This is a genomic window from Vibrio rhizosphaerae (assembly GCF_024347095.1).
GTDB lineage: Bacteria > Pseudomonadota > Gammaproteobacteria > Enterobacterales > Vibrionaceae > Vibrio > Vibrio rhizosphaerae.
On the sequence record NZ_AP024904.1, the window covers coordinates 464,220 to 477,747 of the forward strand.

At 45.9% G+C, this 13,528-nt stretch carries 9 protein-coding genes; 6 read left to right on the top strand and 3 right to left on the bottom strand.

The genetic code is table 11. The features are described 5' to 3' along the window. Positions 1-44 precede the first annotated feature (44 nt). Positions 45-950, top strand: a complete 906-nt coding sequence (locus OCV37_RS17225; protein ID WP_038185139.1) for a LysR substrate-binding domain-containing protein — start codon at positions 45-47, stop codon at positions 948-950. 115 nt (positions 951-1,065) lie between these two features. Here OCV37_RS17225 and OCV37_RS17230 read toward each other — a convergent pair whose 3' ends face one another. Beyond that, positions 1,066-2,700 carry an ATP-dependent endonuclease gene (locus OCV37_RS17230; RefSeq protein ID WP_038185137.1) on the bottom strand — a complete coding sequence of 545 codons (1,635 nt, stop codon included), beginning with the start codon at positions 2,698-2,700 and terminating at the stop codon, positions 1,066-1,068. A 189-nt stretch (positions 2,701-2,889) separates the two neighbouring features. On the opposite strand from OCV37_RS17230, the gene OCV37_RS17235 reads away from it, so the two are divergent. Beyond that, positions 2,890-4,623 carry a bifunctional metallophosphatase/5'-nucleotidase gene (locus OCV37_RS17235; RefSeq protein WP_038185135.1) on the top strand — a complete coding sequence of 578 codons (1,734 nt, stop codon included), beginning with the start codon at positions 2,890-2,892 and terminating at the stop codon, positions 4,621-4,623. Between the two features lie 580 nt (positions 4,624-5,203). Continuing rightward, positions 5,204-6,466 carry an OmpA family protein gene (locus tag OCV37_RS17240; protein WP_038185125.1) on the top strand — a complete coding sequence of 421 codons (1,263 nt, stop codon included), beginning with the start codon at positions 5,204-5,206 and terminating at the stop codon, positions 6,464-6,466. Positions 6,467-6,570: 104 nt separating this feature from the next. Here OCV37_RS17240 and OCV37_RS17245 read toward each other — a convergent pair whose 3' ends face one another. Beyond that, positions 6,571-7,137: a PhnA domain-containing protein gene (locus OCV37_RS17245; protein WP_038185123.1), complete on the bottom strand. Its 567-nt coding sequence runs from the start codon at positions 7,135-7,137 to the stop codon at positions 6,571-6,573. Between the two features lie 247 nt (positions 7,138-7,384). Between OCV37_RS17245 and OCV37_RS17250 the strand changes: the two genes are divergently transcribed. From OCV37_RS17250 to OCV37_RS17260, 3 genes are all read left to right on the top strand, one after another. After that, positions 7,385-7,807 (top strand): hotdog fold thioesterase, encoded by a 423-nt coding sequence (locus tag OCV37_RS17250; protein ID WP_038185122.1) that lies wholly within the window; start codon positions 7,385-7,387, stop codon positions 7,805-7,807. Positions 7,808-7,896: 89 nt separating this feature from the next. Continuing rightward, positions 7,897-9,588 (top strand): SgrR family transcriptional regulator, encoded by a 1,692-nt coding sequence (locus OCV37_RS17255; RefSeq protein ID WP_038185109.1) that lies wholly within the window; start codon positions 7,897-7,899, stop codon positions 9,586-9,588. A 187-nt stretch (positions 9,589-9,775) separates the two neighbouring features. Next, entirely contained in the window at positions 9,776-10,666 is an 891-nt protein-coding gene (locus OCV37_RS17260; RefSeq protein WP_038185107.1) for a LysR substrate-binding domain-containing protein, read from the top strand. 73 nt (positions 10,667-10,739) lie between these two features. Here the strand turns inward: OCV37_RS17260 and OCV37_RS17265 are convergent, their stop codons facing one another. Further along, entirely contained in the window at positions 10,740-13,436 is a 2,697-nt protein-coding gene (locus OCV37_RS17265) for a bifunctional acetate--CoA ligase family protein/GNAT family N-acetyltransferase (RefSeq protein WP_038185105.1), read from the bottom strand. Positions 13,437-13,528 lie beyond the last annotated feature (92 nt).

Below are 13,528 nucleotides of genomic sequence, written 5' to 3' on the forward strand. Positions count from 1 at the left end.
TAAAATAAAGCCGATGATGGATGCAGAGTGAGTGATGAGTCACGGTGAAATATACATTAAAACAGATAGCTGTCTTTGATGCGATTGCAGAATACGGCAGTGTCAGTCAGGCTGCGGATTACTTGTCTCTGACCCAGTCTGCGACCAGTATGTCTTTGTCGCAGCTGGAAAAAATTCTGGGCCGTTCTTTATTTGAACGGCAGGGCAAACAGATGCGACTGACTCACTGGGGCAAATGGCTGCGACCACGGGCCAGACGTTTACTGCAAGATGCCCGACAAATCGAGTCCGGTTTTGTGGATTTACAGGGTATCAGCGGTGATTTGACACTGTCCGCCAGCCAGACACCGGCAGAACATCTGTTGCCGGAATTGATTAGTCTGTTGGACCATCATTACCCTGACGTCCGGATCAAAGTCAGTGTCAAAAGCTCACATAATGTGATTGAAGATGTTCTCAACTACCGCAGTGATTTAGGGATTATTGAAGGCCGTTGTGATGATCATCGTTTATGTCAGACCATCTGGTGTAGTGACCAGCTGATCATTGTTGCCGCGCCCGATCACCCCTATGCAAATTTGTCCTCTGTCAGTTTCGAATTACTGGCGCAAGCGCGCTGGGTGTTGAGAGAGCCCGGTTCGGGGACCCGAATGGTGTTTGAAAGTGCCATTCATCCTCATGTTCCTCAGTTGGATGTCTGGCGTGAGTATGATTTCGTGCCGTTGCTGTGCAGTCTGACAGCCCATTCAGATTATTTGACCTGCTTACCGTATCTTGAAGTGAAACCGTTAATTGAAAGTAATCAGTTAGTTGCTTTGAATGTTCCGGCATTGAAGATGGATCGGAGTCTGTCTTTTATCTGGCGTGCCGATGTTGGTGAACATCCATTAATTGACTGTATCAGGGCCACAGGCCTGCACATGGTTGAAGGGCGCTCTCTGCTGCGATAAATGTTGACGTTTAGTTCGTCGACAAATCATACATGAATAAGTGGCAGTGAAATAAGCCGTATTTAAATAAACCATATCTGAATAAACAGTACCTAAGCTAAGCAACACAATCACGTCAGATATTGCTATTGGCCATGGTGACAATCCGTTTTAGTGTGCGTCTGAGTTCTGATGGAATACAGGTTACCCCTCGTTGCTCACAATAGGAGACGATTGCGAGTGCTAAATCCGGTTTTGCATATTTTTTGAGTACCCGCATGACCACTTTTTTGGCGGGAATCGGGTGGTCGTGCGGGATTCTGAGCATATCTTTAAAGAAAAACTCGAAACCGTTGTTATATAAGAAGTGTTCGATATCGCGATCCGGCAGTTCGGTCAAACGGTGTAATATCTGATCATGTTCCAGTTGAGAGCGGACAGCCGCAGCATATTTCTTGCCCGCAGCATCACCGTCAGTCACCACATGCCAGTCGATCCCGAATGCTTTCGCAACTTTTATTAATGATTTGAGACCGGATTGCGCAAATTCGATGATCTGTATTCCTTCAGCCATCAAGTCATAGCCACACTGACGAGCCAGTTCACTGAATAACCAGACTTCCGTCTCTCCCTCCACTAATAACCAGCAGCGAGCAAATAACGCACTGGAGCGATGGAAACGAATATGGAAACCAATGCGACGCAGATCGTCCTGAGATAACATTTTTTCCGGGACAGACATCGCCTTGGTCCGGTCTGTCATTCTGACCAGTCGCCGGATTGAGTAGAGTGGGACGGCTGCAAGTAATTCACCACTGTTGGTTGTGAGTATTTTTTGCATTGGCAGCAGTTGTAGAATGGTCCAGGCCCTTGCCAGATGAGTCGGGTGCAATCGGCCCTCCGGATCTTCAATGATCAGAATCGGTCTTGCACAGCGGCGGAGATCGGTCGGACCTTTGGCTTGTAGATATGCATTCAGCAAGCGCATTAACAGTAGACGGCTCTGACGATTTTTGGTCTCTTCAATATATTGAATGAAGGTTTTTTCTGATGTGGGAGGGGCATAAACCAGACTGGTTCTCTCAAACATCGGTTTCTTTTTACCCCGGCTTTTAAATGAGAAATAATGTTCAACCAGTGAATTCATTGCATTGAGGCTGCTTTTGATTTCCCCTTTATTGACATGTCCGGGGGTTGCCAGCAAGCGGCGACAGGTATTGTCGATTCTTTTCTCTATTCTGGCATTCTTACTGTGATTGTTGCCGTTTGTTGATTCTCCGACATACCGGGAATCCCGGAGTCGTATGACAGGATGAAGGCTACTTAGCTCTTGAGCAAGTTTTTCTGAATGGTGCAGTTTGAGCGGTTCACCCTCCTGATTAAGAAAGTGATGAACGGTTGTGATTCGATCATGTTCCCGGGTACCGCTGATCCGATAAATGATCCGGCTGAGTCCCCGAGGGGCGGGTTGCCAGATCGGCTTGAGTTTACGGTATCGGCCGGATTTCGGCTCATTTTTCTCCGTTGTAATAAAACAGAGCACGATTTGCAGATGTTGGGTCTGTGGTTGAGAAACCGCGTAGTTGACATGAAAATCCTGCAGTAAAAAGTGATATAGACTACCGTCAGGCGGGAGAGCAATACTGAGTGCATCCAGCAGTGAAGACTTTCCCCAAGTGTTTTCTCCGATTAAAGTGGTGAGCGCTTCTAAACTCAGCGATAAACGGCGGATTCCTCGGAAGCCGGATATTTCGACTCGCTCTAAATGCATAGGCATTTTCCCAGAGTTATAACACTTATCGTAAGAATAATATAAAAAGTCAGAAATACGAGTTACTTACATCACAGATGGTGAATGTTGGTGAGGGATGTCGCTTGAGAGACGAAAAAGTTTCGAACTCTATTTCACAAATGGAGATGAATCTGTCATGCTTTTCCCTCCATGATATGAAAACAAACAATGCTTGAGTCTATGCATCACCAGCCACTATCAATCACCATTGCACACTTGAACGACACTCACTCATACTTTGAGCCTTCATCATTGCAACTTGCAATGACCGTACATCAGGATGAGATTTCACCGTATGTCAGTGCGGGGGGATTCGCCCGGATTGCAACGCGTGTCGGTCAGCTGAAAGATGAGGCCCACAGGGGTGGCCGTCCTTTTTTATTTCTGCATGGCGGAGATTGTTTTCAGGGCACATTATATTTCTCCTTATTTAAAGGTGAAGCGAATGCCACATTGCTCAATGCGTTAGGGATTGACGCGATGGTGTTGGGCAATCATGAACTGGACTTGGGGAATGAACCTGTCGCCCGGTTTGTCCGGAAGATTAACTTTCCGCTGTTAGCGGGAAACTGGGATCTGAGTCAGGAGCTGGCCGACAAGCCATATCGACTTGCAGAACAAAGTAATGTGTATCGATATGATGTCCAACAACGCACCGCCCAATGGCTGGTGCGGGAATATCAACAAGATGCTGTTGCTATCTTCGGGCTCTCACTAGATCGGATGGATGATATCTCCAACCCAGATGCTGACACCCCATTTGTGACGGCGCTGGATGTTGCCCGCAACACCGTCGATGCAATTCGGAACAGTGGTATCAATAAGATTATTTTACTCAGCCACCTCGGCTATGAGATGGACAAACAGCTTGCCGAGGCGGTGAGTGGTATCAGCTTGATTATTGGCGGGCATAGCCATGTTTTACAAGGTGACTTTTCAGAGATTGGACTGGGTGCTGCCGATCCATATGGGATCAAAGTGGGAGATACCCATATCGTACAGTCCGGATGCCATGCGCTGGCGCTGGGACACTGCCATGTTGACTTTGATGCTACGGGCAAAGTTGTGCGTTTTCAGGGCAAGAATGAGTTGTTAATTGGCCGACGTTTGTTTGTCGATGCTGCCAGACAGTCTCCCGGCAGTGACTGGCGGCACCAACATGCCTGCGATTATCTGGAACAACACCCGCTGGTTCATGTGTGCCGCAAGGATCCCCAAATTCAGGAGATATTGAATCGTCATTACCTACCGGTGGTGCGGCAGCAGCAAACCAAAGCCGTCGTTCGCCTGACACAACCTTTATTTCACACCCGGATTCCCGGAGACAACGGCGGCAGCGAAATAGCCCCATTGGTGGCCCGTTCATTTTTTCATGCGATGCGTAAGCGAGAGCATCCGGTTCAGTTTGCCGTGCACAATGCCGGGGGCGTCCGTTGTTCTCTGCCGAGCGGTGTGCTGACCGTTGCCGACATTGCCGGTCAATTATTGCCATTTGCTATTCCTATCGGCGTTTATTACGTCACCGGGGCAACTCTCCGCAGTTTATTGGCTGGTGCGATTGATAATGCGTTGGGTTATCGGCCAGAAAGTACCGGGACGGGCAGTTATCCTTATTGTTATGGTCTGGATTTCCAATATCAGGCCGACATGCCACCAGAAGAGCGGATTCAGGCATTGAAGATTTATCAGGATGGTCACTGGACATTTGTTGATGATTCAACGGTTTATTGCGGAACATCATCGGCTTATACCATGAAAGGGAAAGAAGGTTATGAAGCAATCCTTGGTATGGTCCGGCCCGGTATCGTGTCGAATGTGTCAATGGCTGATGCTTTGATCGAGATGTTTGAGGATAAACCTGAGTGGCTTGAAGCCTCTGTTGAAGCGCAGTTTATCAGCTAATTTTTATCTCATTTCTCGGTCATGACCATCATGGCATTGTCTTTGCTTATCTGATGATGTTGAAATAACCTCATCAGTGGGGAGGGAATATGCGGTATAAAGATTGGTTTGATGCGCTGGTGGTTGTCAGTTGGGTGAGTATCTGGACGTTACTGGTTTATTTTTTACCCTATTCAGCTGCTTAAATCAGGCGAGCATTCAAATGGATAAATTGTATCGGGCAGCTATTGTGATGAAACAATAGCTGCTTTGAATATTTCTTTTCATATTCAATGCATATCGATCGCTATTTTTTGTCTTATTTTCACTGTCCTTAGAATTACCCTTTACAAAATTGGAATCGGCCTCTCATTTTGATTAGTATTCTACAAAATCCCCGAAAAAAATATCCAAAAACAGTCAATATCTCATCAATTCTGCTTGCCTAAATAAGTGATCGCTTTAAGATCGGTTCGTTGTTTTTCATATCTTTGCTAGGTATATAATCATAATGACTACACAAAAAATAAGTGAATCTATCTCCGTTATTTCTAAGGTTGGTTTTTTTCTCGGTGCAGTAATAATACTGATATATTGCTCAATGATTGGATTCTATCCTCAAGGCCTGACATTAGGCGATGGGGCATTCATTGGCTTCGTGTTTCTCTCCTTCGGGTTCTTAGCCGCATTATTTATCTTTCTGTTTTCGATCTCGTCCTTGTCATTGGTTAATGCGCTGATTTTTCTGTTTCGGCTCCCGTCGTTTATCGTGAAAACATTGTCGATGACCAAGAAAGAGAAGCATCTGCGTGGCATGGTGTTTGGCGGGATGATCAAAAACTTTATTAAAGATCATCACATCGGTTCGATCTCTTTCTTGGGATTGATCTGGTTGTTTCCGCTGATTTATCTGCTTTGTCAATACGCAACGGTTAGGGATTCAGACTGGTTTGCAACCCTCTTCATGTTCACACCGCTATTTTACTGTGGTATTGCTTGTAAGATGTATCTCAATCATAAAGAGAAGAATATTTTTAATAGTTTGGTCACGCTATTTATTTTATTGACACCCTTTATGGTTGTGCCCGGATTATTTAAACATACCCTATATACCGCAATGGAAAATATGGGTGTCAGGGACAGCCATGTTTCACTTTATATTGATAATCAGTATGTTCCACTTATCAATAATGTTATCAGTAAAAATGATTTGAGTGACTATCAAATCACCACCGTTGATGACAATTTCAGTAAAATTGATAATGTCGATGTTATTTTTACCGGAGCCGGAAACCGAAGTCTTCTCCGATTGGCTGATAAACGGGTGTCTATCGATTTTGTCTTACCGTCTGATGCATTTTATACTGAAAAATCTCATTTGAATCATGATTTAAATAGTCTGATTGCTGCTATTCAAGCCAATAGTTCCGATGCGTTTCAACAAAATAAGGTCTCATTTGATTACCATCATATGGTGCTCGATTTTGGTTCGTATGGCTATTTTAAAGTCGGTGAATATACGGTTTCACCTCGGTTTGAAACCGCGATTACATCAACCCTGAATCCATTATTTGATGTCTTGTCGCGATATCCTGATCAAATTAAATCTCTGGAAGTAATTGGTTTATCCAGTCAGGAATGGAAGGGATCAAAAGACGATTTGGATGCATACAAGTATAATTATGATCTGTCTGTGAAAAGAGCGTTAGCCGTGTCTAATGTCCTGTTTGAGAGTGAGATGTTACAGCCATACGGGCAGTGGTTGAGTGATAAACTCGTGATTCGGGGTGAGTTGTCTCAACAAGATGGACGGGATAAGAAATCAGATCGAAGAGTTATCATTCAATTGAATTTGAAGCATTAATTTGATATCAACCATTTGATGTCAACAAACAAAAGCCCCCGGCATCAGCGTCTGATGCCGGGGGCTTTTTACAAACTGAGCTGAATGAAATCAGCAAAATCGGGTTATTTTTTACGGGTATACTCGGCAATGATATACATTGACTGGCCGTTGGCTTTCCCTGAAACCAGCTTTGGATCGTCGCTCAGGCTGATACCACGGACAACCGTCCCTTGTTTAATGACCTGAGAAGAACCTTTAATCGGCAGATCTTTAATAATTGTGACGTCGTCACCTTTTTTCAGCTCAACACCGTTAACGTCGCGGGGTTTCTCAGCATCATCATCCATGCCGATCATTGCCCAGTTGGCCACTTCTTCTTCCAGATACATCATATCAAGCAGATCGTGCGCCCAGGCTTCTGACTCTGATAAACGCTTCAGTTGGCGCCATGCGACGACCTGAACGGCTGGCGTTTGATTCCACATGCTGTCATTCAGACAACGCCAGTGGTTCGTATCGACCGTTTCCGGATTTTCAATTTGACTCTTACAGGTGTCACAGAGCATCACTGCATGATCAACTGTAATTTGTGTATGAGGTGCAACAACCAATGGTTGAAGCTGAGCGGTAGATGAACAAAGTTCACATTTTGATTCACAACGTTCAAGCAGCGCTGATTCGGTTGCCATATGATGGGACTCCTGTAAAAAGAATAAGGGCGTATTATCCACTTCGTGGCAACAATTTAAAGTTTTTTATCCGCCAAGACGACATTTTAGCAACAATCAGCGCGGCTGATCAGCCCGATGAAATGAGCATTCAACGCTCACACAGATCAGTATAGTTTGCTGGTGCCGACTGTGTTTGTCATGATATTTTGTCAGTGGAGCATTTCGGCTCTGCCATTTTTATGATGTGATTTGTTAAAGGTAGATTATGCGTATCTGGAAAAGACCGATTGATCTTGATGTCTTGAATCAAAGTTCTGCGAACACCATGATGGAACATCTGAATATTGTGTATACGGAAGTGACCGATTCAACAATTTCGGCAACGATGCCCGTTTGTTATTTTACCCATCAACCTTTAGGGATGTTACATGGTGGGGCCTCAGTTGTGCTGGCGGAAACATTAGGCTCCGTTGCTGCAAACTTTTGTGTCGCTGAAGATGCCTATTGTGTCGGACTGGATATCAATGCCAACCATGTTCGGGCGGTCAGAAGCGGAACCGTGACAGGGGTTGCTCAGCCGATGCATCTCGGTGTATCGACGCAAGTATGGCAGATTAATATTCATGATGATCGGGATCGACTTGTGTGTACCAGCCGTCTCACCATCGCTGTCAAAAAGAAAAAATAGCAATAATATGCGGACGACATTTGCAGAAAAGGGAAAAATAGGAAATTATAGAGTCATGAATCATTTCATCGATTTCCCCCTTTATTCTTATGAGTAGTCCAAGGTTACGTGTCCAGTTTGAAACTTTATTCGAACACTTTGAAGGTCAAAATACGGAAATCCGTCTGGAAGATGTGACGGATATACTGTTTTGTACGCGCCGTAATGCGCGTATTGTCTTGAATAAGATGGAAGAAGAAGGCTGGATCGAGTGGCATCCGGCTGCCGGCCGGGGCAAATTGTCACACCTGATTTTTAAACGTAGCCGTAGTGATGTCAGTGAGAATCTGGCCAGACGATATCTTGAAGAAGGGAAGTTTGGGCAGGCGCTATCCGTTCTCGACCAAAATGCCGACAAGCTGACACAGGTTATCCAAAGTTATCTTGGTGTCCAGCGTCAGCAGGGGCGCCAAGTGATTCGTCTGCCATATTATCGTCCGTTATCGATGCTCAATCCTCGTAAACCCATGCGCCGTTCTGAACAACATATTGCCCGGCAGGTTTTCAGTGGCCTTACCACCTTCGACGAGCATGAAACGTTACAACCAGATCTGGCGCATAGCTGGCAGAGTCTCTCTGCAGAGCACTGGCGGTTTTATCTGCGTCCCGGCGTTCGGTTCCATAATGGTCAGCTACTGACGTCAGAATTGGTGGTTGACAGCCTTCGCGAATTACAGCACTTCAGATTGTTCCGTCATATTGAAGATGTCTCCTCGCCCGGAGACTGGGTGATTGATATTCATCTGAATAAACCTGATTTGCATTTACCGATTTTATTGGCTGAAACGTGTGCAAGAATTGTGAGTCCCGACATTCAGCAAGAGAACGAGTTTGATGTTATGCCGGTTGGTACCGGGCCATTCAAAGTTGTTATTAATGATGACAAACGACTGATTCTGCAAGCATTTGATAGCTATTTTGGCTATCGTCCGTTGTTAGATCAGATTGAAGTGTGTGTCATTGATGAGGCTGATTCTTCTCTGGTTTTCCCGACCTTGAATACACCGCTCAAAATGAGGCGTGGTGCGTCCCGCGAAGATGTCGATTTGGATCCGGGATGTATTTATCTGCAACTCAACCACAGAAACGGGATCGCCTGTGATGAGGTATGGGCTGAATATCTGAGTGGTAAATTAAGTGCCTTGAACCTGTTCAGTCTTTTCCCCGAAGAAACGGTGGTGGCATGGGGCATGTTACCGGCTCACGGGCTGAAGCCGGGTTGGTATCATCATCGTCCCAGTCGTCAGATGTTTATCCCGTCGATCACTCGTCCGGTTCGAATCGCTTATCACGCCAGACATCCGATGTTTCCCCATCTGGTTGATGTGATTCAGACTTTATTGACGCAAGATGGGATTGAGGTTGAATTGATCAGGTATGAACATGCTGTGGATGTCAAACAAGAGATTGATATCTGGATCAAAGCGATGGGGATCTCAAACCATCGTGATGACGCATTAGCGGGATGGCTTTTGGATTACTCTGATATCAGTGAAACCAGTCAGCCAGAAGATTTTGCCGGTTGGCAGCAGTTGATTGATCACTGGCGCTCAGAGCCCGAGCAACCATTTCCAGCGAGAGAGATCGGCAAGTCTTTGATTGAAAAACATCAAATTGTGCCGCTATTTCATAGCTGGCTTGGTGTGAGCCATGATCAATGCGGCACATTGCAAAATGCGAAATGTAATGCGTTAGGGTGGTTCGATTTCTGTCGGGTGTGGGTTAAGCCCGAATTAGGTTGAGGATGATGAGCGCATGAAATTGAGCGTTAGGTGCCATGATGGCGCTCATATTTTTACAGAAGCTTGGCGAATGAAAGCAGAAATGGTATTCAATCCGCAATAGAATGATGATTCATATTGGATTGTTTTTTGTACCACGCTGACAAACTGACCGTTTAATCATATAAATAGCTTAAGGATACTTATTTTGCATAGTCCTATCACACTAGAAGCACTTTACATTCTCGATGCGATCGAACGACGGGGCAGTTTTGCTGCAGCTGCACATGAGATGAATCGCGCACCAAGTTCCCTGAGTTATCAGATTCAAAAACTCGAGCAAGATCTCGATATCATTATTTTTGATCGTTCTGGCCATAAGGCTAACTTTACTGATGCCGGACGATTACTTCTGGAGCATGGGCGACGAATTCTCTCTGAAACCGATAAACTGGTCAATGATGCGACAGTTTTGGCTAATGGCTGGGAGCTGGATGTTACCTTGGCTTATGATGGGATCGTGCCGGTGGATAATTTCTTTCCGCTGGTGGAAGCTCTCGGGAATGTCAGTAAAACCAGAGTCCGTCTTCAGGAAGAAATACTGGCGGGATGCTGGGAGTCACTGGCAACTGATCGGGCCGATCTCTTGATTTGTCCTCGTCTTGAAACGATGCCTCATGATGTCAAAGTTGAATCATTGGGATCGATGTCCATGGTGTGGGTTGCTGCAACCGGTCATTATGTGCATAAACGCAGTGGTGCTTTTGATGAAAATGCGCGCCAGAAGTATCGAATTGTTGCGATTGCAGATACTGCCCGAGAGCAACCGCCTCTGAGCGTGAATATTTTGCAAAAACAGCCACGGCTGACCGTGACAAACTTCGCTGCGAAGTGTCAGGCACTGATATCGGGGTTGGGAATTGGGACACTGCCACAGCAGGTGGCACAACCGTTGATTGATGCGGGCAAGCTGCAAATGATTCATGGGACGGAAAAGAAAGACGCTGAGTTGGTGTTGGCTTGGCGTCGGAACAAAATGGGAGAGGCTAAATCCTGGTGTATCCAGTATTTGAAAAAGTATTGGAGTTTACGCAGTTGATGAGCTATGTGACGCGGTAACAAGCAAAAGAAACAGAGTCGTGAATTGCGACTCTGTTTTCGTCTGATGGTTATCATCCTTGTGTTTGTGATAACTGCAATTGCATTTCTGCCGTTCCGTCTTCGAAGTCAACTTCGACCTGAAATCCAAGCTTCTGAGCCAGTGATAACATCCCTTGGTTACTGGGCATGGTGATCCCTGATATTTGTTGGGTACCTTTGTTAGTACAATAGTCGATAATCTTCCTCATCAGAATTCGCCCCAGCCCCAGACCTTTTAAGTCAGAGCGGATTAAAATTGCAAATTCTGCATTGCTATTATCCGGTGTGATTAACGCGCGGGAGACGCCGATAATCTCATGTGAGGGGGTTGAACGAACGGCAACAAAGGCCATTTCCCGATCGTAATCAATCTGAGTCATGTTCGCTAAAGCTTCATGATTAAACTCACCGACTTCCGTAAAGAAGCGTTTATACAGATCTTCTTTGGAGACTTTACTGATAAAGTCTGCATGATCGGGTTCATCTTCCGGCAAAATAGGACGAATCAAAATCGATTCCTGATTTTTTATCGCAAGTTGTTCTTCCAGCTCGGATGGGTAGGGACGAATGGCTAACCGCTGCTGTGCATCACCATGATAAGGTTTGAGATGTAAGTCGGCATCCAGAATCGTAAATTGATGACCATTAGCCAGCAGGGGATGAATATCCAATTCATGAACTTCAGGACACGTTTCTATGAGTTGTGAAAGTCTCACCAGAAACTGAGAAAGCCCCTCAATATCAATCGGCACCGGCAGTTTTTGCAGACGGATTTTATTGTTCTTGATTGCCTGAACGATTAAATACCTCGCCAGTGTCATATTCAACGGCGGCAGGGCGGCTTCTGCGTCTGTTGCTTCTTGCCATTCGGAGCCACCTTGTCCGAGTAGAATCACCGGGCCAAAGGTCTCGTCATGTTTGACTTTAATCCGCAGTTCTTCACCGCCAGCGAGTTTTGCCATGGCCTGCACGACTAAACCATGAATCAGGGCTGCCGGATAAGACAGACTGACCCGGTCAAGGATCGCCTGTGAGGCACTTTCAACTTCGTGACGATTTCTGAGGTTGAGCATAACGCCTTGAACATCAGATTTATGGGCAATATCCGGTGAGCGTAGTTTGACGGCAACCGGATAACCGATGGTCTCGGCAATATGGACGGCTTCACTGCTATCTTGTGCCATCCAGGTCGGTAATACATCAAACTCAAAACAGGTTAGCAAGTCACCGATTTGGTGAGTATCGAGCAATGTCGCTTGCTGGTTTGCAAGACGAAGATGCTCTTGAATCCACTGTTGTGCCTTATGAATATTTTCCGGTGGAAGAAAATCGGCGGTGGTGGGGGTTTCCATCAGCTGTTTTTGATTTCGTCTGTACTCGACCATGTGCATGAATGCAATCACTGCACTTTCCGGCGTTCGGTAAGTCGGAATCCCGGCCTGATAGAACCGTTGTCGCGCAGCCTTGGCGGTGAGTTCCCCCGACCAGTTTGTCAGAATATTAAACTGGCGGCTGCGTGGATGTTGCTTCAAGGCATCAATCACTGCCTGAGCCGTCTGTTCTGATTCTGCAACCGCTGAAGGACAATGCATCACTAAAATGGCATCGGCCACATCTGAATCTAACACGGCATTCAGTGCTGATACATAACGCTGATGACCCGCATCGCCGACCAGATCTATGGGGTTGGCATGTGACCAACTCGGCGGCAGACTCTGATTGAGTTTATGTATGATCGCTTCATCCAGCCGGGCAAGTTTTCCACCGCGCTCAAGTAAGGTATCAATGGCCATAATTGCCGGCCCACCACCGTTGGTGATAATTGCCAGTCGTTCTCCACGCAGCGGGAGTGGGTGAGTTAAGGTTTCAACTGCGGCAAATAGTTCATGTGTGTTATGAACGCGCAACATGCCGCTACGACGAATGGCAGAATCATAAATGATATCGAGTGTATCGATTCCACCGGTATGCGCTTTGGCGGCTTTCCTTCCTTCCTGTGTTCTGCCTCCTTTTAAGACCAGAATTCGCCGGTTTCGTGAAGCGGCCCGGGCCGCGGAGATAAATCGTCTGGCATTCCGAATGGTATCGATATAAAGCAAAATAGCGTCAGTGTGACGATCGGTGCTGAGATGATCGAGCAGATCATTGAAATCAATATCGGATGCATTCCCCAGAGAGATAAAAGCAGAAAAGCCAATCTGTTTTTCATTGGCCCAGTCTAAAATGGTTGTACACACCGCAGCTGATTGAGAAATAAAGGCAATATTCCCTTTCAAAGCGGGGACCGGAGAAAAAGAGGCATTAAATGATATCCAAGGAAGGATGATGCCCAGACTATTTGGACCGACAATACGCATGTTCGCAGCCTTTGCGATAGCGTGACATTGTTGTTGAATCTGGTGATCTTCTGGATCATTGGTATACATATCCGACGATAAAACCACCACATAAGCGACTTTTTTTTCAGCAAGCTGGTGGAAGAGCGAAATATTTCTTGAGGCGTGCGTACATAAAACCGCGATATCCGGTATGATAGGCAGCGAGTCGATTGTTTTGTAAGCCAGGACACCACAGACAGATGTATAACGGGGAGTGACCGGCATGACTGTGCCATCAAAGTTACCGCTGAGCAGGTTCTTCATCACGACGTGACCAGCTCGTAGTGGGCGATTGGAGGCACCAATGACGGCAACCGATCTGGGTTTTAAAAAATGAGACAGGTTGTTCATTTTTATTTCTCACATCAGCAAGGATATCCGTCTGATTATACAATTGGATTGGTGGATACAGGTATATAGAAAGCAAAACTTGGATATTCGCT

Coding starts and splice junctions, on each gene's coding strand:
- OCV37_RS17230 (WP_038185137.1), bottom strand. CDS start 2,700: ATGCATTTAGAGCGAGTCGAAATATCCGGCTTCCGAGGAATCCGCCGT.
- OCV37_RS17235 (WP_038185135.1), top strand. CDS start 2,890: ATGCTTGAGTCTATGCATCACCAGCCACTATCAATCACCATTGCACAC.
- OCV37_RS17240 (WP_038185125.1), top strand. CDS start 5,204: ATGATTGGATTCTATCCTCAAGGCCTGACATTAGGCGATGGGGCATTC.
- OCV37_RS17245 (WP_038185123.1), bottom strand. CDS start 7,137: ATGGCAACCGAATCAGCGCTGCTTGAACGTTGTGAATCAAAATGTGAA.
- OCV37_RS17250 (WP_038185122.1), top strand. CDS start 7,385: ATGCGTATCTGGAAAAGACCGATTGATCTTGATGTCTTGAATCAAAGT.
- OCV37_RS17255 (WP_038185109.1), top strand. CDS start 7,897: ATGAGTAGTCCAAGGTTACGTGTCCAGTTTGAAACTTTATTCGAACAC.
- OCV37_RS17265 (WP_038185105.1), bottom strand. CDS start 13,436: ATGAACAACCTGTCTCATTTTTTAAAACCCAGATCGGTTGCCGTCATT.